The following is a 25,952-nucleotide window of genomic DNA, read 5'->3' on the forward strand; positions in this document are numbered from 1 at the left end:
CTTTTTATGCAGAAAGTATACGTTTAGTTATTTAAAATCAATCGGTTATTTCTCTAAATTTGAGTGCGATTGCCATAACAAGAATACCCTCTATTAACTCTCTCTAAAGCAGTGCCATTAGCTTTTGTTATTCAAATTCCTGAGACCTCTCTGAATCCTAAATAATAGAGCAAGTCAAGACTGTTTTTTTATTATTTATTTGTTATGATCACGGGCTTGGTAAAATTTATTACCGGCCTCCTATCCTGTGGATAATTTTTAGCCTTCCCCTATTTTTATTTGTTAATAAAACGCCTTACTTCCAAAAAAAACCTTGTATTTAAAAGACTAAATTGTTTTTCCTTTTTGTTTCGATCTCGTGGTTTATCCACAAAATCTGTGGATAACCATGTGTATAGACTGTCGAACTAGTTAAGGACAGGAATAGTAAACAAAGGGATCAGACAACGTTGCACCATCATAACTATCGTTTGTATTAGCGATAACAGCCTACACCTTGTTTACCAATGAGCTGGCAATGGGTAAATCCTGAATTATTTAAACGGTAACTTACCGCACCATAGTTCACAATTATTTCGTCCCCATTCGTTTGTAGTTGTATACGGGCGTATTCTTTTTTCTGCTGACAAGCTGACGTCATTTGCAACCATTCTGTTGGCTCTTTCTTTGTACCAGTATTTAGAACGGTAACAGCAGGTTGATAAGTATTTCTGCCACAAGATGAAAGAGTTAATCCATTGGCTGTTGGAACAGTAATAATCCTGTCAAAATTGGCTAATGTGGCTTTAACAGCTTTCTCAGCATCTAAAATTCCATGCCCACAAGGCTTTTCACCAACGCAAGATTTATTGCTATCGTTACTTTTCCCAAAATCATGGGTCGTTGCATAAAGAATTTGCTCTACCTGTTCTGGTAATATTTCTCCTTCTCTAATTGCAAAAATCAAACCCGCTACACCTGCTGCATGGGGTGAAGCCATACTGCTTCCCTGGTAGAAATCAAAACCCGAGCCTTGATAACCACCACCGGGGTTAACCGTGGAAAGAATTCCACCTTCCCTACCATAACGCAGATCCCCTCCAGGAGCAGAAAAACTGACGCTCGGCCCATAATTGGAATAGTAAGCACGCAAACCTTCTGGTCCTGTAGCCGCAATCTTCATAGTCCCATTACACGCAGCGGGTGCATTATAATGCTCCCAGCGATTGTCATTACCTGCAGCAGCGGTAATAACCGCGCCTTGTTGGCGTACAAATAACAAAGCATCCTGTAAGGCCGCATCACAATGGTCAATTTCCTTGCCAGGACGTTCATCAACACCAAAACTCATATTGAGTACTTTAGCGGGATAGGGGTTAATCGGCGCCCCAGGTACACGTCCTCCCACAGACCAGTATATGGCATTAATCACCTGACTTTCGTAAAACATCCCTGTTGCGTCAGGAATTTTAACCGGTAAAATTTTCAGATTCTCACCAACTCCCATCATGACATCGCCATAACCAGCAATAATCCCTGCTACATGAGTGCCATGGTAAGTACCCGTTTCATCAAGAACATTGTTATTATTTGCAGCAAAATTCCATCCCCAAATATTCCCTGCAGTATCTTTAACCAAGTTATTAACCAAACTGTCATTAAGGGTAATACCGGTATCCAAGACAGCAACAATCACTGGATTTCTTGCCAGGCCAGTACTATAAGCCCAGGCACCATCTCGGCGTCCTGGTGCAGATTCCAACATCATACCCGCCGGGGGTGAAAACTCATCCCATTGCAATTCATGAGAAAGCATTGGCGTTAAGCGCATTGACTGAGGATTAGGAACCGGTTTGAAATAACCTACTCTGTCTTTAACGGCATAAATTATATTTGGATTTTTACGGAGTTGTTCAAGAATCCTTGCAGTGCTATCCATTTTTTTGAGAGCAGTTTTCGGTAAGTTTTTATCATTAAAGGCTAATGTATAAGCGCCACCTGCAATAGGTGTTAATGAGTAGATAGGCAAATGGGCAGTTTGACTTAGTAAAGCTCGCAAAGAAGATACTGCTAAAGGTTGTTTATATTTTACAATAACCCTTATAGCAGCTTCTTCAGCAGCAACCAGATGAATAAAAGAAAAAAGTACTACTCCTATCAATCCTTGACAACGCATCTATCCTACTCCTTTTGCTCTAATTCAACAAATAAGTATGTAAGAGAATAAGCGTTGTGACAACAAGACCACTGACTTACATGTCTATTTATTTTGGTGTCTCTTGGGTTGCTACTCGTCTTATCTAATAGCGATAGTATTCAGGTTTGTAAGGACCATCAATGGGAACACCGAGATAATTTGCCTGCTCCTTAGTTAACTGTGTCAGTTTTGCACCAATACGGTCTAAATGTAAACGCGCGACTTTTTCATCCAGATGTTTGGGGAGAACATAGACCTGCTTGTCATAGTGTTGAGTATGTTGAAATAATTCTATTTGCGCCAAAACCTGATTTGTAAAAGAGGTAGACATAACAAAACTGGGGTGTCCGGTGGCACAACCCAAATTGACCAAACGCCCTTCGGCAAGAATAATCAACCGCTTACCATCGGGGAAAATCACATGATCAACTTGAGGCTTAATATTTTCCCATTGATATCCACGTAAACTCTGGATATCAATTTCTGAATCAAAATGGCCTATATTGCATAGAATAGCTTGATTCCGCATCCGTACCATATGCTCATGTTTGACCACGTGGTAATTACCTGTCGCTGTAATAACAATATCAACCTGCTCAGCGACCTCATCCAGTCTAACGACTCGATACCCTTCCATGGCTGCTTGCAACGCACAAATTGGATCAATCTCACTAATCCATACCGAGGCACCCTGACCTCGCAGCGCTTGCGCACAGCCTTTACCTACATCCCCATAACCAAGAACCAGTGCTACCTTTCCCGCTATCATCACATCTGTTGCGCGCTTAATGCCATCTAGAAGTGATTCACGACAGCCGTAAAGATTATCAAATTTAGATTTGGTTACTGAGTCATTGACATTAATAGCAGGCATTCCCAATTGGCCTTTTTTAGCCATGTCGTAAAGTCTTGCTACGCCAGTTGTCGTTTCTTCAGATACGCCCTTAATTGCCGCCAACATGGATGGGTATTTTTCATGGATAATCTGGGTTAAATCACCGCCATCATCGAGTAGCAAATTGGGTGACCAGTCATTGGGGCCACGCAACGTTTGCTCCACGCACCACCAATATTCATCTTCCGTTTCACCTTTCCAGGCAAATACGGGTATACCTGCAGCCGCCATGGCGGCTGCAGCATGATTCTGCGTTGAAAAGATATTGCATGATGACCAACGAACTTCAGCTCCCAGAGCAAGCAAGGTTTCGATCAAAACAGCCGTTTGAATTGTCATATGCAAACAACCTGCAATACGTGCACCTCGCAGTGGTTTTTCGGTAGCGAACTCCTTCCGCAAAGCCATCAAACCCGGCATTTCTGTTTCTGCAATGGCGATTTCTTTTCGCCCCCAGGCCGCTAAAGACAAATCAGCAACTTTATAATCTTGGGTTGTGTGATTTTTTGTTACAACAGTATCCATCTGTGTCATGAGTTTGTCCTCTCAATCGATCCTTCAACCAGGGGCTGTTGACATCCTGCCAGCCTAAGTCGAAAGTACTGATTTGCGAGCGGTGAAGCGCAGGAAACCAATACTTTTCGGCCAAGACAACAGAAGTCAACAAGCCCTAATCAACTATTAGGGCGTTAAGGTCATAAGGCTTTACTTAAAGCAGCCACTTTATCTAAACGCTCCCAAGGTAAATCTTCGCGTCCATAGTGTCCGTAAGCAGCAGTTTGCCTATAGATAGGACGTAATAAATTATGATGATCGATAATACCCTGTGGGGTTAAATCAAAATGAGTATTAATCAATTCAATAATTTCTGAATTAGTCAGATGGCCAGTACCAAAAGTATCCACACTGATAGAGGTTGGCTCTGCAACACCGATAGCGTAGGATACCTGGACTTCACATTTGTCTGCTAAACCAGCCGCTACAATATTTTTTGCCACATGACGCGCAGCATAGGCAGCTGATCGATCCACTTTGGAAGGATCTTTACCAGAGAAGCAACCACCGCCATGGCGTGCCATACCACCATAGGTATCAACTATGATCTTACGCCCCGTTAAACCACAATCTCCAAGGGGGCCACCAATGACGAAACGTCCTGTTGGATTAATAAAGTAACGCGTTTTAGGCAATAACCACTCAGCAGGCAATATCGGTTTAATAATTTCTTCTCTAACCGCTTCAGTTAACTCCTGATGACTAATATCGGGAGAATGCTGAGTAGAAAATACGATGGTATCCACAGCAACAGGTTGTCCCTGCTCATAGCGCATAGTTAATTGGCATTTCGCATCTGGGCGTAACCAGGGCAGCTTATTTTCTTTACGAAGACTGGCCTGTTTTCTCATCAAGCGATGCGAGTAGGCAATAGGTGCCGGCATATATACGTCTGTTTCCTTGCTGGCATAGCCAAACATCATGCCTTGATCGCCTGCGCCAAGAATTTTAGTCTGTTGGTTATCTACTCCTTGGGCTATGTCAGGAGATTGCTTGCCAATTGCTGATAAGACTGCACATGAAGCCCAATCAAATCCCATCTCTGAACTGTTGTAGCCAATGTCTTTAATCACCGCACGAGTAATTTCATCAACATCAACCCATGCAGTAGTCGTAATTTCACCACCCACTAAAACCATACCGGTTTTAACAAAGGTTTCACAAGCCACACGGGCTTTAGGATCTTTAGCTAAAATAGCATCCAAAATAGCATCAGAAATTTGATCGGCGATCTTATCTGGATGCCCCTCAGAAACTGATTCTGAGGTAAAAACATGAAAATCACTCACTTTATCCCCTTGTATACTCATTAAATTTAACTCATCATTGCCATAAACTGCTCAAAAATGGCTTCAATATCATGCGGCCCGGGACTAGCTTCCGGATGACCTTGAAAACCAAAGGCTGGCTTATGCTTATGCCTGATTCCTTGTAAGCTCTGATCAAATAAAGAACGGTGTGTGACTTCCAGGCAATCCGGCAAAGAATCTTCATCAATTGCAAAACCATGATTTTGACTAGTAATTAGAACTCGTTTAAGTCCATCAGTCTCGATTACCGGATGGTTAGCACCATGATGGCCAAATTTCATTTTAAGTGATTTTGCACCACAGGCCAAACCCAGTATTTGAAAACCTAAACAAATTCCAAAAACCGGTACATTCGCATCGAGAAATTTTTTAGTTGCTGCAATTGCATAATCACAAGCCAATGGATCACCTGGCCCATTAGATAAAAAGATGCCATCAGGATTCAGTGCCAGTGCCTCTTCAGCCGAAGTTTTAGCCGGTACAATCGTTACATGGCAGCCTTTATCATGGAGAATACGCAAAATAGTATGTTTCACACCAAAATCATAGGCTACAACATGAAATCGAGAGGGTTTAGAAGCCTCTCCCCATCCCCCGCGCCCTTCATGCCAACGTTCCACTGTTTTCCGCGATACCTCACAGGCCAGATCCATGCCTTCCAAACCAGCAAAGGCTTTAGCCTTCGCTAAAGCAAGTTCAGTTTCATTGGTCGACGTACTAATACAGGCGGCCACAGCACCGTGTTGACGCAACCGCAGTGTTAAGTCACGTGTATCTATACCAGCAATTGCCACAACACCATGTTTTTTTAACCAATCTGGTAACGATTGTTCAGAGCGGTAATTTGAGGCCACCAAAGAACAATCGCGCATCACTAAACCAGCAGCCCAGATCTTTGATGACTCCATATCTTCAAGATTACAACCTGTATTTCCAACATGGGCGGTGGTTAGAGTAATAATTTGTTTGGCATAGGAGGGATCTGTCAGCATTTCCTGATAACCAGTCATTGCTGTGTTAAACACTAATTCACCTACGGAGTCACCATCGGCACCAACAGAGACGCCTTCAAAAATCGTCCCGTCGGCAAGCACTAATATTGCAGGTTTATTGAACATATTAAGACTCTTTAATCAGGGCGTTACTACCGAAGCAACCTGCCTAGGTCTTTCAACCTAAAGCCTCAGTTTGCTTCACGCAACGCCTACAGGCTGTGATAAAAATAATCAATTGTACAGCACAGCCGTTAAAATTTCATGTCTTCAAAAAACTTTTTTACACCATCAAACCAGGAAGTAGAGCGCGGTGAATGCGTTTTCTTGCTGCTATCCAAAGAATCTTGCAATTTAGTAAGCAACTCTTTTTGTTCTTTTGATAAATTCACCGGGGTTTCTACAACAACGCTACATAATAAATCGCCTGTCGCATGACCTCGCACTGACTTCATACCCTTGCCACGCAAACGGAATGTTTTTCCAGTTTGTGTTTCGCTGGGAATCTTCAAAGTAACCCGACCCTCCAGGGTAGGTACCTCAATTGATCCGCCTAGTGCTGCAGTAATAAAACTAATAGGTACTTCGCAATACAGATCACTTTCATGCCGTTCAAAAATAGCGTGTGTTTTAACATTTATCTGTACGTATAAATCACCCGGTGGACCACCATGGATACCAGCCTCTCCTTCACCGCCTAGACGTACACGATCGCCATTATCAACACCAGCAGGAATTTTGACAGTTAATTTTTTGCTCTCTCGGACTCGACCTTGCCCATGACAATTAGTACAAGGATCAGTAACGATTTTTCCTTCCCCATGACAAGTCGGACAGGTTTGTTGTATAGAAAAAAACCCTTGCTGGATACGAACCTGGCCTACGCCATTACAGGTTTCACAAGTTTTTGGCGTGGTTCCTTTTTTAGCACCCGAACCTGTACAAACCTCGCAGACTACATGTCTAGGAACAGTGATCTCAATTTGTTTGCCAAGAGCAGCCTCCTCTAAGGTGAGCTGCACATTAAATTGTAAATCTGCACCACGTTGTGCCCGGGACTGTCTACCTGCAGAACGCCCACCCGAAAATATATTCTCAAAAATATCTTCAAAAACATCGCCAAAGCCACCAAAACCGCCATGCCCCCCACCCATAGAAGGATCAACACCTGCATGCCCAAAACGATCATAAGCAGCACGTTTTTGTTGATCGGATAACACAGCATAGGCTTTCTGTATTTCTTTAAACTTTTCTTCTGCTGCTTTATCATTAGAGTTACGGTCGGGATGATATTTCATCGCCAGTTTGCGATAAGCTTTTTTGATTTCGCTTTCCTCAGCATTACGACTAACGCCAAGAAGTTCATAATAATCCTGCTGTTCCATAACTCTAATACCATCAAAAATTAAAGACTACCGTTATCGTGTAGCCATAAAAGAACGGAGTGCCACAAAGCACCCCGATCACCTTCTTATAGGTCTTACGCAAAACTCCGAGCCCGGTGTTTTTCGTAAGTCCTGTGCTTTGTTACGCTTTATTTCTTATCATCCTGAACTTCTTCAAACTCAGCATCGACAACACCTTCATCTGCTGCTTTTGTTGATTCTTGAGCTTTAGCGTCACCAGGTGCTTCCTGTTGCTGGCCTTCCGCTGATTTTTTCGCATAAATACGCTCGGCCATCTTGGAAGAAGCATCACTTAGAATTTTTAATTTATCTTCTATGTGGGCCTTGTCATTACCTTTTACAGCTTCTTTCAATTCAGCAATAGCCGTTTCTATGCCTTTTTTCTCATCATCAGACAATTCGGTCGCTAAATCCTTTAACGATTTCTCACTGTTATGAATAAGACTATCGGCTTGGTTACGTATATCAGCCATTTCTTTGAATTTTCTATCTTCTTCTGCGTGCGATTGCGCGTCTTTCACCATCGCTTCAACTTCTGCATCACTCAACCCACTGGATGCCTTAATCACGATGGATTGCGCCTTACCAGTTGCCTTATCTTTAGCAGAAACATTAAGGATACCATTCGCGTCGATATCGAAAGTTACCTCAATCTGCGGTACCCCACGCGGTGCTGAAGGAATATCCGTTAAATCAAAACGACCCAGCGATTTGTTGGCAGAGGCCTGTTCGCGCTCTCCTTGTAACACATGAACTGTCACTGCCGTTTGATTATCATCCGCCGTTGAAAACACTTGATTCGCTTTAGTTGGAATAGTGGTATTTTTCTCGATTAGCTTGGTCATCACACCACCCAGCGTTTCGATACCCAAAGAAAGTGGGGTAACATCAAGCAAGAGAATATCTTTTACGTCCCCTGATAGAACAGCCGCTTGAATAGCAGCACCAACTGCTACAGCTTCATCAGGATTCACATCTTTGCGTGGCTCTTTGCCAAAGAAATCTTGTACCGTTTTTTGCACAAGCGGCATGCGTGTTTGACCACCAACCAGAATCACTTCATTGATTTGCGATACAGTCAAGCCTGCATCTTTCAAGGCTACACGGCAAGGCTCAATAGAACGTTCGACCAATTTCTCAACCAAAGACTCCAATTTGGCGCGAGTCAATTTGATATTCAAATGTTTTGGCCCGGAGGCATCAGCTGTAATATAAGGCAAATTCACATCAGTTTGTTGTGTAGAAGACAGCTCAATCTTGGCTTTCTCAGCGGCTTCTTTTAAGCGCTGCAGAGCCAAGGGATCATTGTGTAAATCAATCCCACTGTCTTTTTTAAATTCGGCAGCCAGGTATTCTATTAATGCCAAATCAAAATCTTCCCCACCAAGGAACGTATCACCATTAGTAGCTAATACTTCGAATTGATGCTCGCCATCTACCTCAGCAATTTCAATAATAGAAATATCAAAAGTACCACCACCAAGATCATAAACAGCAATGACTGAATCACCTCGTTTTTTATCCATACCGTAAGCGAGCGCCGCTGCGGTTGGCTCATTGATGATACGTTTGACTTCAAGCCCAGCAATACGACCAGCATCTTTGGTAGCCTGGCGTTGTGAATCATTGAAATAGGCAGGTACCGTGATAACTGCTTCTTTCACTTCTTCACCTAAATAATCTTCAGCAGTTTTTTTCATTTTACGTAAAACTTCTGCAGAGATTTGTGGTGGCGCTTTATCTTGATTATTTACTCTTACCCAGGCATCACCATTGTCTGCTTTAACAATCTCATAAGGCACCATTTTAATGTCTTTTTGTACGATAGGATCATCAAAACGACGACCGATTAATCGTTTTACTGCAAACAGGGTTTTTTTAGGGTTAGTCACTGCCTGACGCTTTGCAGACTGCCCAACCAATACTTCATTATCATCGGTAAAAGCAACAATTGAAGGAGTAGTGCGAGAACCTTCGCTATTTTCAATTACACGAGGTTTATCACCTTCCATTATTGCTACGCAGGAATTTGTTGTACCTAAGTCAATTCCGATAATTTTTGCCATTTGTTCTTGCTCCACTCAAAAGTTAGTACTGCAATAGTTGTCATATGGGGATAAAATTTGCCAATTTCAAGCTATACCCGTAATAAAGTAACCTAATTAACCATTAATAGGTTTATTTCGCTTTAGCAACAATGACCCTTGCTGGGCGAATTAGTCGATCATTTAATTTGAAGCCTTTTTGGAATACCGTTAAAACAGTATTCGCTGCAACACCGGGAACCTCTTGGATCGACATCGCTTCATGCTCTTGTGGATCAAACGGAGCTCCTTCCGGATTTATCTGCGTCACACCATGTTTTTCCAAAGCATCGATGAACAACTTCATAGTCAACTCCAAGCCCTCCTTCATGCCTTCCTGACCTTCCTTTTCACAAAGCTGTAGAGCCTGCTCGAGACTATCAGCCACCGGTAATAACGCATTAATTATTTTTTCCAGGCTATAGCGATGTGCATGAGCCACATCACGCTCAGCACGCCGGCGAATATTATCTACTTCCGCCATGGCTCGCACTGCTTTTTCCCAGTTTTCATGGGCTTTTTGTTCTGCAAGGGTGAGTTGCTCTTCAAGCGCAGAATAACTTGGGTGCTCTAAAGCATTTTCGCCAGGCTCCGACTTTGCGTCTTCTTCATCCTCAGAGTCTTCATGGTCAAGGATCTCGTCTTCTAATTCACTATTTTCTTTGATTTTATGCCAATTTTTTCTTTTATCTTCGCTCATGCAAAAACTCCCGAATAAGTTTGATGGCAATAGTTGGGGGCTATCAGCAAAATTTCAAGTCCGTTTGCCATTAAATTGCTTAATTCTTTACGAACCAGCCAGCTGTTTCCTGCGGAAGCAAAATCTTGTCCTTAGCAAGAACTAAATCTTGCTAGAAGTGTTCATTCATCGCATACTCAGTATTATAGATAACCAAAGGATTTTTTTTATGCACCAGTGGTCGCCGATGTCATGGCAACAACATTCTTATGAGCAAGCTGCCAATTACCCTGATCAGAATCAATTAGCCAAAGTAGTTGAACAATTAAGCAACCTGCCACCACTGGTGACCAGTGGTGAAATAAAAAACTTAAAGCAAGCCATTGCAAAAGCTGGTCGAGGCGAAGCGTTTATCCTGCAAGGGGGCGATTGTGCCGAATCTTTTAATGAATGCCGTTCGGATATCATCAGTAATAAGCTGAAGATTTTGTTACAAATGAGCCTGATCCTGTTACACGGGATGCGCAAACCAATCATAAGGATAGGCCGTATCGCTGGCCAATACGCGAAACCGCGCTCATCTGATCACGAAACCATCGATGGTGTTACTTTGCCAAGTTATCGTGGCGATTTGGTTAATTCACAACAATTTGATGCCCCCTCGCGTGTACCCAACCCTAAATTGATGCTGCAAGGCTATAGCTGCGCCGCCATGACGCTTAATTTTATTCGTGCTTTATTAGATGGCGGCTTTGCAGATCTGCACCATCCGCAGCGCTGGGATTTACGTTTCGTTGAGCACTCACCACAAGCCGAGGAATACCACGCTATTGTGCGCTCGTTGTCTGATTCCTTAGCCTTTATTGAAGCAATTGAGGGCTCCAGTAACAATAGCCTATTTAATAAAGTTGATTTTTTTACTTCTCATGAAGCGTTGCATCTTCATTATGAACAAGCCTTAACCCGGCATCTGCATGATGGCCTATGGTATAATTTATCAACTCATTTACCCTGGATTGGCATGCGGACTGCAAAATTGGATAGTGCGCATTTGGAGTTTTTGCGGGGTGTACAAAATCCAATTGGCATTAAAGTAGGCCCTTCAGCCACGAAAGAATGGCTGACCGAAGTGATGGAAATAATTAATCCAAATCGTGAGGAAGGACGCTTGTTACTTATTACCCGTCTAGGTGCAAAAGGTATTGATAAATTATTGCCTCCTTTAATTGAAACCGTTAAGGCAACCAAAAGCCCGGTAACTTGGTCTTGTGATCCCATGCATGGCAATACAGAAACAACGTCTGATGGCATTAAAACCAGGCATTTTGACAACATCCTGTCAGAATTACAGCAAGCAGTTAAAATTCATCGTGAAATGGGTAGTTATCTGGGTGGAGTTCACTTTGAATTGACCGGTGATAACGTTACTGAATGTATTGGCGGTGCACGTGGTTTAAGTGCAGAAGATCTAAAACATGCCTATCGCAGCCTAGTGGATCCTCGCTTGAATTACGAGCAATCGTTAGAAATGGCGATCCAGCTCAGTAAACAATTTAATGCAAAGTAGCAAATATTTTTTGCAAGTAATCAGGAATCCGCTGTTCTAGCCAATAGAGCGGCTTTCCTGGCAATTTTCCACTAATAAAACCAACATGCCCCCCGGAGGAACTCAGTTCCAGGGTAATATCTGAAGATAACTCGTCTGCTTGCGGCAAAACCTCTGGTGTCATAAAAGGATCATCCAGTGCATGAATAATCAAGGTTTGGGTAGCTATATGGCGCAGATAACGGCGAGAACTCGACTCTCTATAGTACGCATGAACATTAGGAAACCCGTGTATAGGCGCCGTTACAAACTCATCAAAAGTCCAAAAACATTGCCATTTATGCATATTCTGCAAAACCTCGGGTAAATCCTCTGTATAGTTATTTTTCTTTTGTTCGAAAACCTGTCTTAAACGACGCAATAAGTAACCTTGATAAACTCGAGAAAAACCCTGGCTAATCCGATCAGCAACCAAACGTAATTGGAAAGGCACCGATACAGCCACCGCAGCATCAATTAAAGATTGTTGCCCCTGTTCTCCAAGCCATTTGAGTAAAACATTACCTCCCAGTGATATCCCAACGACCGCTTTTTTACTGGAGGGTTCCCTTTGCTTTAATAGGTTCAGTAAATAATTGATATCTTCCGTATCGCCAGAATGGTAAGCCCGTAACAAACGATTCGGTTCCTCACTTGCTCCTCTGAAATGCATTAATACAGCCCGCCAGCCATAGCGATTAAATGCTTGCATTAATCCACCTACATAAGAAGATTGAACATTTCCACCTAAACCATGCAATAAAATAACTAAGGGTGTTTTACTATTGTTGCCATTAATTGCCCAAGCCAAATCAATGAAGTCGCCATCAGGTAGTTCAATGCGCTCGCGCAAATCAACTGGCGCCTGAATACGGCGAGTCAGGGTTGGATATATCGTCTGCACATGAGAATTTGGCAACCACCAAGCGGGCTTGAAAGAGCTTTCTATTATCATGAGAGCGCTTCCTTGTGATAAGCAGGACTGTATTCATGAACAGCCTCTATCATTGCGGCAACATGTTCAGGGGGCACATCCGGAGTAATCCCATGACCCAGATTAAATACATGGCCATTTCCCCGACCAAACGAGGCCAAAACCTGTTTCACTTGTTGACGTATACAATCCGGATTTGTTAGTAACACAGCCGGATCAAGGTTACCTTGTAAAGCAACCTGGTCACCGACCTGGGCCCGAGCCCTGCCGAGATCAACTGTCCAGTCCAGACCAAGCGCATCACAACCAGTACCTGCCATCTGCTGCAACCACTGACCTCCCCCCTTGGTAAAAAGGATAATGGGAATGTCGGGATACCTGGATTTTAATTGCGTAACAATTTCCGCCATGTAATGAAGTGAAAAATCACGGTAGTTCGCAGGAGTCAGAATTCCTCCCCAGGTATCAAAAATCATCAAGGCATTCACGCCTGCTTTGACCTGTTCGTCTAAATAGAGGCTAACTGCCTGCGCAAGTTTGGCTAAAAGCAAGTGAGCTGCGTGTGGCTCTGAATAGAGTAAATGCAAAACTTTCTTAAATTCACGGCTACTCCCTCCTTCCACCATGTAGCAAGCCAGAGTCCATGGACTGCCAGCAAAACCAATCAAAGGCAACTCTTTCGGCATCTCCTGGCGGATCAAGCGCACGGCGTTCATCACATAGGCTAACTCATCAGCAGGATTGGGAATAGGTAAGGCATCTATGGCCTGTATAGTCTGTACTGGCCTTTTAAAGCAAGGCCCTTCCCCCTCAGCAAAATAAAGACCTAAATCCATAGCGTCAGGAATAGTGAGAATATCAGAAAATAAAATGGCTGCGTCCAAGGAAAAACGCCTAAGAGGCTGCAAGGTAACTTCACAGGCTAACTCAGGATTTTTACATAGATTGAGAAAATCACCCGCTTGTTCACGAACTTTGCGATATTCCGGCAAGTAACGGCCAGCCTGACGCATAAACCATACAGGGGTTCGAGTAACTGATTTCCGCTGCAACGCTCGAATAAACAAGGATTCATTACTGCTTGTCATAAACAACCATTTTTTTATTAGTAGAATTATCAATTTTAGCACTGTTTTAGCTTTCCAGCTTAAGGTTACCTTAACTTTTAGACGTTAAAATTAGGCAAGACATTTGTTGTGGAACACGCATGGAAACCAATGAACACCGTAATGCCGGTAATAAAATTCGCATAATGACCCTGGGCAACCGTTATTTAAAGGGAAGTGAAGGCCTATCTGAGAGCGATAACAATAATTTGCATGTCCACATGATGCGGCTCGTTAATGGCATACCTGTTCCGTTAGAATTTGCATTAGAAGCCGGTGATATTGTTGCGTTGGCTGGAGATTATTACACCAAAGCAGGTTGGGGTCTGGATTTACAACTTCCCCCTTTAACAGGTCATGTAAAAAAAGATAATGAAGCCTTATTCAACTTGCCTGTCAGCCCCAAAGAGAACGATGTTTATCTTCAGGCCTATGGTGATTTAGCTTCCCCAACTCTCCGGAAAGCGGATATCCAACAGATTTATGCTATTGAAGAAAGAACCTATATTCCTTTTTTTCCCTCGTTGAATAGCATTTTTCAACAACTGGTCTATGCATTTCGCGTTAATGGTTACAATAAAAAACTAACATTGAACGAAGCTCATTTTGCTCCCTGGTCAACTCGAGCCTACATGGTTGGCCACACAGAAGCACTCCATTCTACTGAGCTGGCTTACGCGTTTAAACTCTTGGCTACTGAGGGCGATCTCAGTGAAATTGAGCCCGGGATACTTAGCGAAGCAGAACGTGTTGCAGAAGCAATAGGTCAAAATCCGACTGCTTATGGTTATAAAGCCTCACTGGACAATAAGACGCTCTACAACGAATTGTATTATCGTTACCATGCACTGGCTGTTGGGCAAGATCTATTTACCATGCATTTTTATTCTGATCACTTTGCTGGCGGACATCTAAGCCGCATAGGTTTGTTGCGCCAAATTATGCCTGCACAATTTGGTAATTGGGGATCTATTCTCATCAACAATATGCACAATGAAGATAATACCTTTGGATTAAACGTCTTAAATCCGTTTCAACCAAAAGGCTATAAACACTATGGAGCGGATACCGTTTTTGGTGTTAACCCTAGTGAAGATCAAGCATACGGTGATGGGACCTATTTTGAACGCTCAAACGATGAAGATAGCAACCAACTCATTAATGGCATGGATAATTCACTCGGTGATATTACGAGACGCTTGTTAGGCGGCAAAAAACCGCAACCATCCCAATACGGTGGCCTTGCGTTCCTGCCTGAGGTGAATTACAAGGAATCGCAGCCTCAGCCCCTATTGATACACGGAGTAGATGGCAAGGTTTATTATCGAGCGAATATAAGCCGAGTAGACCTATTAAGTGCTGGGCAATATGCAGCAACACGTCAAGATCCTGCTAATCATGGGTATAAGGAATTAGGTTATTTCTCTGCCATTTGGCTGGTTGCCAAATTAAGATTGTTAAGTTTTATCTATTCTCCAAAACTCGAACAGCCAACTGCTAAAAGCACAGCAGTGGTAACATCGCCTCTGGAAGAAGAAGCAGCGCGCTCAATGATGGATCACTTAATCACTACAACAGTCAATCCAGTTGCCCCATCCACTGAGCTAACAGAGGAACAAACTTCTTTAGGTGCTTGGCGTGAGAATCCTCCTCTCTCATCCAGTCATATCAAGACTTGCAGATTTATGCCACAGCCGGGAACCAGTGCCTTAAATACCCAACAACCTTCCGAGGGAATGGTTTTAGGATCGTAACTGCACGTCATCTACAAGGGCTCTCCTGACAATGGTTCCCCAACGAGTTTTATTAACTTGGAATCATCAAAATTAATCAATGAAGCCTGTTCATTGATTTTATTTGCCATAAAATCTGCGCAAGACTTTATAAGGATTTTTACATCGTCCCAATATTCAGTTTCTATACCAATACAAATTGATTTGGCCCGCTGCATCACCGGTTGATATACTTCAGGTAAATGATTCATTACCCAGTCCGCCGCCGCAGGTTTAGATCTTATCGCATTGGTTTCCAAAGTACTCCAGATTCGCGCATAAGTAAGTAGGACATTTCGCGTATCATGCTCAAGATCCATGGCAAGTCTATTTAAATCATGAAGCATCGCTTTTATAAAATCATGGTATGGCACTGGTGCCAATAGCCGCTCAGGCTCTAACCCCAATAAAGTTTGGCTCTTTAATAACACTTGCGTAACAATTAGCGCAAGATCAGGCATTTCATGAGTCAGCCAAGGTTCAATGATGCCCTTCTCAAAGGATTGGCGTAACCAATCCCCATATTGAAAATCAAAGTGAGGGGGATACCGCCAAGGGTTAATCGCTGTCTTCTCTACAAGGGTCATTTCAATAGGTAACTTTGAACCTTTCATGTAAATACCAGAGATTTGAAGAAACTCAGCAATTAATCTGGCTTTTTCCTCTGAGGTTGTTGCGCGCTTGGTGACAACGAATAAGTCAATGTCGCTATATTTTTGCAGTCCGCCCACCAGGGAGGAACCATACAGATAAACGCCCCAAAGATCAGCTCCTAAAATCATTTTCAATAATTCCAGGCTATCTTTGAGTTGTTGCTGCATTTCAGGGCTATAAATAGAGGTCATCAATTTTTGTTAATTAACTACTGGCATCGCTATATTGCCATTGTTTCAATGGCATTTAGTCTATTCATTCAGTCTTGCTAATTCAAGCAAACAGATTAACGCTTTGTTTTTATAAAAATATTCATATCCATAAATGATTGCCCCTAAAACGCTCCCTTGCTATGCTAGCAAAACTTCTTTCTGCTTAAGTTTGCTTATGGACAGTCTTCATATCCAGGGTCTCACGGTAGCCGCCCGTATTGGCGTCTATGATTGGGAACAGCGAATTTGCCAACCTTTATTAATCGATATTACTATTCCAGCCGACTTTACTCATTGTGAAGATAATTTAGCGAATACTATCGATTACGCCAAACTATGCCAACAAGTCACCAACTATGTGGAAACAAACTCCTTTCATCTGATCGAAACAGTCGCTGACCAAATTGCTCGATTAATTAAAAATGAGTATAACCTCCCACAGCTAACCATTAGCATTAGTAAACCGCAAGCAATAAAAAATGCTCGCGATATTCGGGTCACTGTAACGCGTTAGATAAAGCCGACTGTCAAGCTGGTTGGCTCTACAGTCGGAGACCTGGTTCCTACCATCCTGTCACCGGTAATTGGCTCAGATAACGAAAAAAGTCCTTTATGAACTTCTTGATGGGCAGGAGTTGTTGCGAGTTGTGGAGTCCCCCGCTGTCTTTTGATAACTGAAGGCTCATTCTGGATTATTGCGTCGTCACCAGCCATTGGGCTAAATTGATCAAAAATTAGATAGCCGACCGCTGTCAAAGTGAATAACGTTAATAGTATCCCTCCTGACAGAGCGGAGGCACTGCCTATTGCGGCCCAACCTCCGGCAGTCAATGCAGGTAACCCCAATCCCTTCGACATCACGGTTGAGATGAGCAGGCCAACAATTAATAATGTACTTGCGCCAGCCGCTAAACCAACAGACGCATCTGAAACAAAAAAGCCTCTAAACCATGAGCGATGTTTATCAAGTGCCTCATCAACTGAAAGTTTTACCCGGTAACAGTTGAGTAAAGTAAATCCGGTAGTCGACATCATGATCAACATCGGAATCAAAGGAGACACAGCAAGGCCTGCAATTGAAAAACTAATAATAAACGCTAAAAAGGCAATGGCACTATAAACCAGTAACGCTTGGTTTTGACGAATATTTTTTTGAAAAAAACGATCCAGTTTATGATGTTCAAATAGATAAGCCAATGAACCATTCAAGCTAATATCTGTAAAAAAAGCAGCCTTGTCAGTAGAGTTCATTGCACAACTGACACCTTTTTTTTCTGTCACGATTCGGGCGCATGGAGCATCATTTAAGCCATCTCCAACAAACCAAACCCCTCCTTGAGATTTTTTAGGTTCTGAAGGCGTCATCCCGCCCCCAAAAAAACCTCTTACTGTACTTAGAAAACCTTGTTTACTACTTTCTTTTTTAGGTGCAGCAACAGGCTCAAAAGATTTCATCAATTTCCGCAAAAACGCTTCCTTCATATGTGGTTGTTGCTCTGCATGAATATTTTGTGGCTCAAAAATGGTTTCTTCGCTATGTGGATAGGCCTTTGCCGATATTTGTTGATTAAATGCCATCGCCGACACTGAATTGTCACCGGTAAGCATAATTAAAGTTTTACCTTCATTCTTTAAGCGCTTAAGTGCTGCTAAAATATCACTTCTTGGTTCATGTTGTATGAAAATAACTCCTTTATAAACCTTTTCTTCAGCCACATAAATTGGTGTATAGCCCTGCAATAATTTGCTTTGAATTAAAGAAGTATGCTCTTCTGCCACCACTATCTGGGACTCCTGGATTTCCTGCATATAACTGAGATTACCTATGTGAATTGATTTCCCCTGAACCGTCGCTGATAAACCACGATTTTTTGGATCAAGAATCGGGTTACTTATATCTTTAAAGACAATCTTCTGGGCAATGTGGGAGTCGTAAAAACTATTAATTGCGTTGGCCAGGGGATGACCCGCACCATGGCATTGTTCCAATAAATGAATTTTTTGCCAAAGGGCCTCATCAAGCCCCTCATAGGACTCTACCTTACTCCTCCCGGTTGTCAGCGTACCTGTTTTATCAAATACCACGGTATGAATCATCTCTTGAGTCGAATTCATATTCTCATTGCGCAATAAGATATTTTTATTATTGCGCTGATAAATACTTAACAACTGCGGTAACTGGTGGGCGATAGCAATGGTGCAAGGGCAAACTGCAAATAAAATACCGATGACATTTTTTAAAACCAGAGGGACAGTGAATACTCCCAAAGAAAGCGGTGTTATAATAGAGGCAACAATACTGACCATTATCAGACTCGTATAAAGAGATGTGAATTTGGTAGTGTCATCTGGCGAAGTACTCTTTTCTGGGGCTCGATTTGAGCGAAACAATAATTTATTGACAGTACTATTATAAGAATCGTTAGTCACATACACTGTAACTGCCTGTCCAAGATTAATCGCACCAGCCGGAATAGTATCCAGAAGCTGTTTGGGCTGTTGTGGTTCACCGGTTAACAACGATGCATCAACCAGAGTATTTCCCTGTACAAGGATACAATCGACTGGAAAACAATCCCCGGCATTCACTTGAATAAGCATCCCCTTCTGTAACGATTGCTTGGATTGCTTAACTTTATCACTACTCAACCAAGTCTGTACGGGAATTAAAAATTCTTCAACACTAACGTCAGTAGGTTGAGTCTCCATTAATGACATTAATTTTTCTTGTGCCTCTTGGGGAACTTGATGGCAAAGGTACTCTTCTGCCATTTGTGGGAATAATGATTTCATGCCTTTTAAATGAATTGTCTTTGATTTTTGCAGTACCAGACGTTTAATTTCATCCATACCATTTACCATTGCAATCAGCATCACCGGCATAATAAAACTCATGAATACCATCGAAAAACTACTGGCCAGTGGCATAGTGATTGAATGATAGAGCGTGTGAGTCAAGGATAATAACCAACCGAGACTAATCGTCGATGACATATCATTAATTTTTTTATTGCGCAGGTTATTTAAAAAGGCAGAGAGATAATTTCTTCCGGTGAAAGCAGTAGTTAGAGTAGTCACAGCTGTTAAAGCAACTGTCAAGAGCAGTGAAGGAGGATAGATAAGTGATAAAACAAGAATACCAAACATAGCAACCAGATTAACTAGTATGTTGATCCGGTTAGGCCATTTTGATTCATCTTCGGATTCAAGATTTTTTTCGTCAATAATCTGAAAACTATATTCGGTTAACTTACTTGTGAGGCCAGCAAGAATAGTTTTATTCTTTTCACCACTCTGGTTAAATCCTTCCTGTTCACTCTGAATCGATATAGATATTTCATGAATACCTAACGTTTTAGGTTGTGCATCGATAGAATGGACTTCAGCGTCCGAGGGTAATCCAACCCCACTTAAATCACTCAGTGCACTCTGAACTAAAGAACCACACCCAGCATGACACATAATCCCAGAAACTAAAAAAGAACCATGAAATATTATATTTTTTGGCATAAGCTAAATTCCTGTCGTGATGCATGCCCTTGCAAGAAATTATCGTTGAGTGTAGTTTCTAACCTCCTTTCAACGACGGCAGAGGTAACGGCATCAAGTAAGTATTACCTTGACTTCCTGTTTCTGTTGGAACTCACTTCTCTCGAAATTCTACTGTCATGAAGTATCGTTTCGTCACTACGGTGCTCAAACCCTCCTGTACTACCGTGCGCATTTCGGTTCTGCGCTCTCCTTCCCCAGCTTCACTAAAGCGAACTACTGAAGAAATTTATTGATTCTCCTAGGCATCCATTTTACGAATCATCCCTGTAATACGCTCTCTCCGTGCTACGGCTATCCGTGCTTTTTCAGCATCTCCTCGTGAATGAAAAGGTCCGAGAACTACCCTAAACCAATTGCCCTGCTGCTGAGAAGACATAGCAACGTGAACGTCAAAGCCCTTCAAAGTCAGAGCCGCTTTCAAACGTTCAGCCTCCTGCTTATTTTTGAATGAAGCAAGCTGCAGCAAATAAGACTCTTTGCTACTGGTATTAGCGGCTGTTATAGGTTTACCTTCTGCAACGACAGCAGAGGTCTGCGTTTGCTGATTTGCAGCGGGTGGCGTAGGAGTAATCGAAACAGAGGCTGCAGGTGATGAAGGTGAAGCTACAACTTTTGTTTGCGCCGCTATCGTAGCAGGATTAACCTGATGGGTTACCTGTGCAGGTGCGCTGCGATCTTTAGCTAGTAAGGTATAAAACTCAAATTTTGGCTTTGGCATTTCATTGGGTTTTGCAACGACTTGTGCCGTATTTTTTTGCTCATTTTGCTGTCCTAATACCTGCGTATTAATCCATGTAGTTAAGCTGGTAAAATCAAACACTGTCGCTGCCAAATAACCACCTACAAAAGAAGCTAGCACCCAAAATACTTGCTTAGGGGCACTACTCCTTTGCCTACTCGGCCTTCTTCCGTAATCCTTTGCCATCACATGCTCTCAGGAGTTGATACACCAATTAAATGCAAGCCATTCCTCAAGATTTGACGTACTGCTTTTAGAAGGCATAAACGCGCATTCCTTAAGACCTCTTGCTCGCACAATAATTGTACGGCATTGTAATAGCTATGCAATCCATTCGCTAACTCCCGTAAATAATAGGCAAGCTGATGCGGTTCACACGCACTGGCGGCTGCTACAATTACTTCCGGGTAACGATTTATTAAAGAAATTAGAGCGGCTTCCTGTGGTTCCACGAGCAATTCAATATGGGCAAGCCCCTTTTCCTCATCCCATTGCAAACCACGCTCTTGTAATTGCCGCAACACTGAACTAATACGTGCATGAGCATATTGAATGTAATAAACAGGATTATCATTTGATTCAGACTTAGCCAAATCCAAATCAAAATCCATATGTTGCTCTGGTTTACGCATCACATAGAAGAAACGAGCAGCATCATTGCCAACTTCTTCACGTAGTTCGCGCAAAGTCACGAAAGAACCACTGCGAGTAGACATTTGAACTCGCTCACTACTACGATAAAGTATCGCAAATTGTACCAATAAAACATCCAAGGCATTTTGGTCATGACCCAAAGCCGTTACTGCTGCCCTGACTCGCGTTACATAGCCGTGATGATCGGCACCAAAAATATCGATAACGCGTTCAAAACCTCGAGCGTACTTATCCCAGTGATAAGCTACATCCGAAGCAAAATAGGTGGTATGCCCATTTGCACGGACCAACACACGATCTTTCTCGTCGCCAAAATCAGTTGCACGGAACCATAAAGCGCCTTCTTTTTCGTAAGTATGGCCAGCGTCTTTTAATGCCTGGATCCCTTTATCAATTGCTCCGCCATCCAGTAATGATTGTTCTGAAAACCAGTAATCATAATTAACACCAAAACCTGCCAAATCATCTTTAATATCATCGAGTACCGAATCCAAAGCCAGCTTGTGGAACAATTTAAAGCCCTTTTCACCGAGCAGAGTACGCGCTCGAACAATCATGGCATCGATATAGACTTCTTTATCCCCCCCTTGTGGCTCATCAGCAGGCAAGCCCTCTTGCACCACAGACCAGGGATGTACAAAATCATGGCCGTATTGGTTTAAAGCGTCCTGGGCAATCGTGACGACATAATCACCACGATAACCATTAGCAGGAAAAACAATTCCCTCACCAGCCAGACTCAAATAACGCAGCCAAACACTTGCAGCAAGAATATTCATTTGACGGCCAGCATCATTCACATAATATTCACTACTCACCGCAAAACCTGCAGCCACTAATAGATTTGCCAATGTTGCACCAAAAGCAGCACCACGGCCATGACCAACATGCAGAGGACCAGTTGGATTTGCCGAGACAAACTCCAGAATAACTTTCTTTCCTTGCCCAAAATCACTACGACCGAACAGCTCGCCTTCTCTAAGTATCTGAGCAATGATTTGGCTGCGTGCTTCATTACGCATGAAAAAATTAATAAATCCGGGACCCGCTATCTCAACTCGCTCTACAGCTGAATGGGAAGGTAAATGATTGATGATTAATTCAGCTAATTGACGGGGCGCCTGGCGACATGGCTTGGCCAACATCATAGCTAAATTCGTCGCAAAATCACCATGACTGCTCTCTTTAGCGCGCTCAACTTTGATGTCTACTTCAACATCTTGCGGAATAACAGTTGATTCTTTGAGCGTTGTAAGCGCCTGGGTGAGCAATTGTTCGACGGTTTGTTTCATAACACTTTTTTCACTCGTCAAAAAGCAGCTATTATGCGCTTTTTCGTACCAGTTGCAAAGTCTATTGGCAATATCAAAGGAAATCCATGGCAATTAAACCTGTTAACCCTAAAACAGAAATAATCAGGCGAGTTTAGCGGTAAAAAAATCGACAAAAGCACGAATCTTTGGTAATTCAAAATCATAAGCACGGTAAAACATGAAAATTTCATAATGACGAAAAACATATTGCGCTAACACCGGGACTAAATCACCACTATCCAACCAGGATTTCACCAAGATATCCCCCGTCAAAAACAAACCAGCCCCGGCCAGACAGGCTTGATTTAATGCCTCAAAATTATCCATGTAAAGAATGGGTTTCGCACAATGTAATTGCCCTCCATCAGCAAGTGGTAAAAAGTGAGCCGGTTTACGCAGGCTGTGTGAAATGATCTTAAAGTGCGGTAATTCCTCTGCATCCTTTGGCAAGCCATAACGGGCAGCAAATTCTTTGGAAGCACAGAGGATATTATTCACATTAAACATTTTACGGTATTTCAGTATTTCTGTTGCCGGCGGAATAACCGGAAACCCTACCATAATATCGATGTCAGTCCGTGCCAATTCATCATCCTGTTCTGAAAAAACCAACTCAAGATCAAGCAATGGGTAAGCATTGATAAACGCTGGCAAATGCTGTAACACCCATTCCTTGGCAGTAATTGTTGAAACCAGGACCCTTAATTCCCCTTGGGGCTCCTCGCGGTTTGATTCGATAAATCGATTAACAGCCTGGATTTGCTCTTCAATTGCCTTACAACGCTCATAAAATAGGTGGCCAAACTCGGTAAGATCGACACGACGAGTGGTCCGTAAGAACAATTGTTCACCAATTGCCTGCTCTAAATTTTTAATTTGTTTACTGACAGCTGTTACAGTCAAATGTAAGGTCTGGGCTGCGAGAGAGAAACTAGCCAACTCAGCCACTTTTAAAAAACAGGATACCTGCCCCTGGTTATACATTGCTTTGAACCTTGATTATGAACTTATTGTTCATAATGAATGAATTATAAGTAAATTTACAACTTTTTTAACTTAATTATACTCATTATAAAGTTGTCAACGAGGCAAAAAAATGACTATAAAAACCACAGGCTATCAATACCATCACTTAGGTATACCGACGGATAGTCCCCGTGAAGGTGAAAAATACAGTTCCACATTCAAAATGTACACGAGTGGCGGGCAAAACAGTGAGTATCGTATTCAATACCATCGCTTTGAACCCGATTCTCCTTTACATCCTTTAATAAAATCCAAAGTCCATGTGGCCTTTCAAGTACCTAGCCTTAATGAAGCCATAGCAGGGAAAGAAGTGATTCTTGCACCTTATGAGCCTTTCCCGGGATTTAAGGTCGCTATGATTGCAGAGTGTGGTGCACCTATTGAATTCATTGAAACAGAATTAAGTGAGCAAGAAATTTGGCACGGCAGTCATAAGGCGTCAGTAATTTATCCTGAGATAGAGTAAACGGACTATTTGATAGAGGATTTCTCCTCTCAGCATTTGTTTAAACCTATTTAAGGGTTGTTTACATTTCTACTCGAATGAGCAGTTAGGCCTGGATTTTTTGTGCTATCCTACCTCCCTAACAAACCTTAGCTCTAAAATGAACATGCCAAAAGCGTTTATGGGGGTTAATAAATTTGCCCTGGATACTCCCTGCCTAGTTATTGATAAAGACAAACTGGATTACAATCTTAAACTCATGCAGCAACATGCTGATGCAAATCGTATTAATCTTAGACCCCACTGTAAAACTCATAAATGCTCGCAACTGGCAAAACTTCAACGCCAATATGGCGCAATTGGTATTAGCGCAGCAAAAATCTCTGAGGCAGAAGTACTCATTAACCAAGGGATCACGGGTCTTCTAATTACGTCTCCCCTTGTCAGTACCTACAAAATCAGACGTTTATTGAACTGCCTAAAAAAATCACCTGATACGATATTAGTCGTTGATAATGAGGAGAATATTGCGGAGCTTGCCACAGCAGCTGCTTCCATTAATCAAAAAATAAATGTGTTACTTGATTTGGATCCAGGTATAGGGAGAACTGGGGTCAAACCTGAGCTCGCTTTGCCCTTGGCAACCGCTATCATGAATTCCCAATGGCTAAACTTCCTTGGAGTCCAGTGCTATGCAGGGAATTTGCAACATATTATTTCTTATCAGCAACGGCAAGAAAGCTCTTTACAAGTAATGCAACAGGCCAGCGAAGTAGTACAAACACTTAAAAAAGCCGGACTGCCCTGCCCTATCCTAACGGGTACTGGCACAGGCACCTATGATATCGATAGCGTAGCGGCAGAAATCACTGAAATACAACCAGGATCGTATGCCGTTATGGATGTTGATTACGCCAGAATTGGCTCCAAAGAAAATCCTCATCAGTTCACTACTTTTCAACATGCCATGACATTACTGACTACTGTCATTAGCAGTAACCGTCAGGAACATGTTACTGTTGATGCAGGTACAAAAGCACTTTATTTTGATCCCGTAAATAAACCTAAAATCATCAGTCATCCTCATTTAAATTACGAATGGGGTGGCTTTGGTGATGAGCATGGCAAAATAACGGCCCAAAACAATGCTCCACTACCAGCTAATAAAGAAGTCCTGGAATTAATCGTTCCGCATTGTGATCCCACCATCAATTTATTCGATAAATTTTATATCACCAGCAACGACATCGTTATTGACGTCTGGGATATTGATGCACGGGGTGCTTCGCAGTAATAGGTAAATCAACCATGTCGACATTCACTTCTATTAATATAGAGACTTTAATACTCGTGGCAGTTTGGGAGAAGCCTTTTGTCTTTCAAGGCTGTTTTAAATTGACAGATAAAAGCAAAAATAAGCAACGATTGCTCTTTTTTCGTTGTGAATGCGATAAAACAGATAAAAAAGAGCTTATTGAGCAAGCCTTTTCTGCTTATGAATATCAGTTTAGCCATCTCTATGATGGAGCCCAACCTATTCGACAGAGCGAGCGAAGCAAAACCGATGAACATGCGCTCTATCTATTAAAATACGCTCTTCATATCACCCTGCAAAAAATGCTAACCAGTAGCAAACAATATCTCCTCTCTATCGACGAAGTAGCCTTGCAGGCTATAACCAAACGAATAGAACCTATTTTGCATCAACGCTCCTGGTCTACTGAGGATAATGATCTCGGTTTTGCGGTAACAATGGATTTTAATCCGTATGAAGAGTCTGGGCAAAAGGCCGTGTTATTTTTATTAGAGAAAGAAAATCCAAAGCCAGATAATTACGCCGTACATTAACTGTTTTCCAGCATA

General features: G+C 42.3%; 20 protein-coding genes. 6 read left to right on the forward strand and 14 right to left on the reverse strand.

Annotation, left to right across the window (positions count from 1 at the left end; all coding sequences use genetic code 11):
• Positions 1 to 475: 475 nt before the first annotated feature.
• The 7 genes from ACN4Z1_RS13405 to grpE all read right to left on the reverse strand — a co-directional run bounded on the left by ACN4Z1_RS13405 (position 476) and on the right by grpE (position 10,118).
• On the reverse strand, positions 476 to 2,155 hold the full coding sequence (locus ACN4Z1_RS13405) for a S8 family peptidase (RefSeq protein ID WP_228362921.1): 1,680 nt from the start codon (positions 2,153 to 2,155) through the stop codon (positions 476 to 478).
• Positions 2,156 to 2,279: 124 nt separating this feature from the next.
• Positions 2,280 to 3,605, reverse strand: a complete 1,326-nt coding sequence (ahcY, locus tag ACN4Z1_RS13410; protein ID WP_228362922.1) for an adenosylhomocysteinase — start codon at positions 3,603 to 3,605, stop codon at positions 2,280 to 2,282.
• 161 nt (positions 3,606 to 3,766) lie between these two features.
• Complete coding sequence (gene metK / locus ACN4Z1_RS13415; protein ID WP_115222645.1) at positions 3,767 to 4,915, reverse strand: methionine adenosyltransferase; 1,149 nt, start codon at positions 4,913 to 4,915, stop codon at positions 3,767 to 3,769.
• 26 nt (positions 4,916 to 4,941) lie between these two features.
• A complete protein-coding gene (carA, locus tag ACN4Z1_RS13420) occupies positions 4,942 to 6,054 on the reverse strand; it encodes a glutamine-hydrolyzing carbamoyl-phosphate synthase small subunit (protein ID WP_228362923.1) in 1,113 nt (370 codons plus the stop codon).
• Positions 6,055 to 6,182: 128 nt separating this feature from the next.
• Positions 6,183 to 7,313, reverse strand: a complete 1,131-nt coding sequence (dnaJ, locus tag ACN4Z1_RS13425; protein ID WP_115220600.1) for a molecular chaperone DnaJ — start codon at positions 7,311 to 7,313, stop codon at positions 6,183 to 6,185.
• A gap of 149 nt (positions 7,314 to 7,462) precedes the next feature.
• Positions 7,463 to 9,400, reverse strand: a complete 1,938-nt coding sequence (gene dnaK / locus ACN4Z1_RS13430; RefSeq protein WP_228362924.1) for a molecular chaperone DnaK — start codon at positions 9,398 to 9,400, stop codon at positions 7,463 to 7,465.
• A gap of 112 nt (positions 9,401 to 9,512) precedes the next feature.
• Positions 9,513 to 10,118, reverse strand: a complete 606-nt coding sequence (gene grpE / locus ACN4Z1_RS13435) for a nucleotide exchange factor GrpE (RefSeq protein ID WP_228362925.1) — start codon at positions 10,116 to 10,118, stop codon at positions 9,513 to 9,515.
• Between the two features lie 208 nt (positions 10,119 to 10,326).
• Between grpE and ACN4Z1_RS13440 the strand changes: the two genes are divergently transcribed.
• Positions 10,327 to 11,664: a 3-deoxy-7-phosphoheptulonate synthase class II gene (locus ACN4Z1_RS13440; RefSeq protein ID WP_228362926.1), complete on the forward strand. Its 1,338-nt coding sequence runs from the start codon at positions 10,327 to 10,329 to the stop codon at positions 11,662 to 11,664.
• Here the strand turns inward: ACN4Z1_RS13440 and ACN4Z1_RS13445 are convergent.
• Positions 11,651 to 12,637, reverse strand: coding sequence for a hydrolase (locus tag ACN4Z1_RS13445; RefSeq protein ID WP_228362927.1), 987 nt, complete (start codon positions 12,635 to 12,637; stop codon positions 11,651 to 11,653). The genes ACN4Z1_RS13440 and ACN4Z1_RS13445 overlap by 14 nt on opposite strands.
• Entirely contained in the window at positions 12,634 to 13,704 is a 1,071-nt protein-coding gene (gene hemE / locus ACN4Z1_RS13450) for a uroporphyrinogen decarboxylase (protein ID WP_228362928.1), read from the reverse strand. Before hemE ends, ACN4Z1_RS13445 begins: the two co-directional genes overlap by 4 nt.
• Positions 13,705 to 13,823: 119 nt before the next feature.
• Between hemE and ACN4Z1_RS13455 the strand changes: the two genes are divergently transcribed.
• Positions 13,824 to 15,476 carry a hypothetical protein gene (locus ACN4Z1_RS13455; protein WP_228362929.1) on the forward strand — a complete coding sequence of 551 codons (1,653 nt, stop codon included), beginning with the start codon at positions 13,824 to 13,826 and terminating at the stop codon, positions 15,474 to 15,476.
• Positions 15,477 to 15,487: 11 nt separating this feature from the next.
• On the opposite strand, the gene ACN4Z1_RS13460 is transcribed toward ACN4Z1_RS13455, so the two are convergent.
• Positions 15,488 to 16,339, reverse strand: coding sequence for an aminoglycoside adenylyltransferase family protein (locus ACN4Z1_RS13460; protein ID WP_228362930.1), 852 nt, complete (start codon positions 16,337 to 16,339; stop codon positions 15,488 to 15,490).
• A gap of 196 nt (positions 16,340 to 16,535) precedes the next feature.
• On the opposite strand from ACN4Z1_RS13460, the gene folB reads away from it, so the two are divergent.
• The gene (gene folB, locus ACN4Z1_RS13465) at positions 16,536 to 16,874 is read left to right on the forward strand and encodes a dihydroneopterin aldolase (protein ID WP_115222644.1); all 339 of its coding nucleotides are present in this window, start codon (positions 16,536 to 16,538) and stop codon (positions 16,872 to 16,874) included.
• Here the strand turns inward: folB and ACN4Z1_RS13470 are convergent.
• The 4 genes from ACN4Z1_RS13470 to ACN4Z1_RS13485 all read right to left on the reverse strand — a co-directional run bounded on the left by ACN4Z1_RS13470 (position 16,871) and on the right by ACN4Z1_RS13485 (position 23,602).
• Complete coding sequence (locus ACN4Z1_RS13470) at positions 16,871 to 19,870, reverse strand: HAD-IC family P-type ATPase (protein WP_228362931.1); 3,000 nt, start codon at positions 19,868 to 19,870, stop codon at positions 16,871 to 16,873. The two genes, folB and ACN4Z1_RS13470, sit on opposite strands and share 4 nt — an antisense overlap.
• 280 nt (positions 19,871 to 20,150) lie before the next feature.
• Positions 20,151 to 20,837, reverse strand: coding sequence for an SPOR domain-containing protein (locus tag ACN4Z1_RS13475; RefSeq protein ID WP_228362932.1), 687 nt, complete (start codon positions 20,835 to 20,837; stop codon positions 20,151 to 20,153).
• Positions 20,837 to 22,597 carry an arginine--tRNA ligase gene (gene argS / locus ACN4Z1_RS13480; protein ID WP_228363051.1) on the reverse strand — a complete coding sequence of 587 codons (1,761 nt, stop codon included), beginning with the start codon at positions 22,595 to 22,597 and terminating at the stop codon, positions 20,837 to 20,839. The genes ACN4Z1_RS13475 and argS overlap by 1 nt, the downstream gene beginning before the upstream one ends.
• A gap of 123 nt (positions 22,598 to 22,720) precedes the next feature.
• Complete coding sequence (locus tag ACN4Z1_RS13485) at positions 22,721 to 23,602, reverse strand: LysR family transcriptional regulator (RefSeq protein ID WP_228362933.1); 882 nt, start codon at positions 23,600 to 23,602, stop codon at positions 22,721 to 22,723.
• Between the two features lie 112 nt (positions 23,603 to 23,714).
• Here ACN4Z1_RS13485 and ACN4Z1_RS13490 point away from each other — a divergent pair, with 112 nt between their 5' ends.
• From ACN4Z1_RS13490 to ACN4Z1_RS13500, 3 genes are all read left to right on the forward strand, one after another.
• Positions 23,715 to 24,110, forward strand: coding sequence for a hypothetical protein (locus tag ACN4Z1_RS13490; RefSeq protein ID WP_228362934.1), 396 nt, complete (start codon positions 23,715 to 23,717; stop codon positions 24,108 to 24,110).
• 145 nt (positions 24,111 to 24,255) lie between these two features.
• On the forward strand, positions 24,256 to 25,383 hold the full coding sequence (locus ACN4Z1_RS13495) for a DSD1 family PLP-dependent enzyme (protein ID WP_228363052.1): 1,128 nt from the start codon (positions 24,256 to 24,258) through the stop codon (positions 25,381 to 25,383).
• A 14-nt stretch (positions 25,384 to 25,397) separates the two neighbouring features.
• Positions 25,398 to 25,937 carry a hypothetical protein gene (locus ACN4Z1_RS13500; protein ID WP_228362935.1) on the forward strand — a complete coding sequence of 180 codons (540 nt, stop codon included), beginning with the start codon at positions 25,398 to 25,400 and terminating at the stop codon, positions 25,935 to 25,937.
• Positions 25,938 to 25,952 lie beyond the last annotated feature (15 nt).

Source organism: Legionella sp. ST3F1 (assembly GCF_048553315.1).
GTDB lineage: Bacteria > Pseudomonadota > Gammaproteobacteria > Legionellales > Legionellaceae > Tatlockia > Tatlockia donaldsonii.

What these genes read in the sequence shown, in the direction of transcription:
- ACN4Z1_RS13405 (WP_228362921.1), bottom strand. Translation starts at nt 2,155, where the DNA reads ATGCGTTGTCAAGGATTGATAGGAGTAGTACTTTTTTCTTTTATTCAT.
- ahcY (WP_228362922.1), bottom strand. Translation starts at nt 3,605, where the DNA reads ATGACACAGATGGATACTGTTGTAACAAAAAATCACACAACCCAAGAT.
- carA (WP_228362923.1), bottom strand. Translation starts at nt 6,054, where the DNA reads ATGTTCAATAAACCTGCAATATTAGTGCTTGCCGACGGGACGATTTTT.
- dnaJ (WP_115220600.1), bottom strand. Translation starts at nt 7,313, where the DNA reads ATGGAACAGCAGGATTATTATGAACTTCTTGGCGTTAGTCGTAATGCT.
- dnaK (WP_228362924.1), bottom strand. Translation starts at nt 9,400, where the DNA reads ATGGCAAAAATTATCGGAATTGACTTAGGTACAACAAATTCCTGCGTA.
- grpE (WP_228362925.1), bottom strand. Translation starts at nt 10,118, where the DNA reads ATGAGCGAAGATAAAAGAAAAAATTGGCATAAAATCAAAGAAAATAGT.
- ACN4Z1_RS13440 (WP_228362926.1), top strand. Translation starts at nt 10,327, where the DNA reads ATGCACCAGTGGTCGCCGATGTCATGGCAACAACATTCTTATGAGCAA.
- ACN4Z1_RS13445 (WP_228362927.1), bottom strand. Translation starts at nt 12,637, where the DNA reads ATGATAATAGAAAGCTCTTTCAAGCCCGCTTGGTGGTTGCCAAATTCT.
- hemE (WP_228362928.1), bottom strand. Translation starts at nt 13,704, where the DNA reads ATGACAAGCAGTAATGAATCCTTGTTTATTCGAGCGTTGCAGCGGAAA.
- ACN4Z1_RS13455 (WP_228362929.1), top strand. Translation starts at nt 13,824, where the DNA reads ATGGAAACCAATGAACACCGTAATGCCGGTAATAAAATTCGCATAATG.
- ACN4Z1_RS13460 (WP_228362930.1), bottom strand. Translation starts at nt 16,339, where the DNA reads ATGACCTCTATTTATAGCCCTGAAATGCAGCAACAACTCAAAGATAGC.
- folB (WP_115222644.1), top strand. Translation starts at nt 16,536, where the DNA reads ATGGACAGTCTTCATATCCAGGGTCTCACGGTAGCCGCCCGTATTGGC.
- ACN4Z1_RS13470 (WP_228362931.1), bottom strand. Translation starts at nt 19,870, where the DNA reads ATGCCAAAAAATATAATATTTCATGGTTCTTTTTTAGTTTCTGGGATT.
- ACN4Z1_RS13475 (WP_228362932.1), bottom strand. Translation starts at nt 20,837, where the DNA reads ATGGCAAAGGATTACGGAAGAAGGCCGAGTAGGCAAAGGAGTAGTGCC.
- argS (WP_228363051.1), bottom strand. Translation starts at nt 22,597, where the DNA reads ATGAAACAAACCGTCGAACAATTGCTCACCCAGGCGCTTACAACGCTC.
- ACN4Z1_RS13485 (WP_228362933.1), bottom strand. Translation starts at nt 23,602, where the DNA reads ATGTATAACCAGGGGCAGGTATCCTGTTTTTTAAAAGTGGCTGAGTTG.
- ACN4Z1_RS13490 (WP_228362934.1), top strand. Translation starts at nt 23,715, where the DNA reads ATGACTATAAAAACCACAGGCTATCAATACCATCACTTAGGTATACCG.
- ACN4Z1_RS13495 (WP_228363052.1), top strand. Translation starts at nt 24,256, where the DNA reads ATGCCAAAAGCGTTTATGGGGGTTAATAAATTTGCCCTGGATACTCCC.
- ACN4Z1_RS13500 (WP_228362935.1), top strand. Translation starts at nt 25,398, where the DNA reads ATGTCGACATTCACTTCTATTAATATAGAGACTTTAATACTCGTGGCA.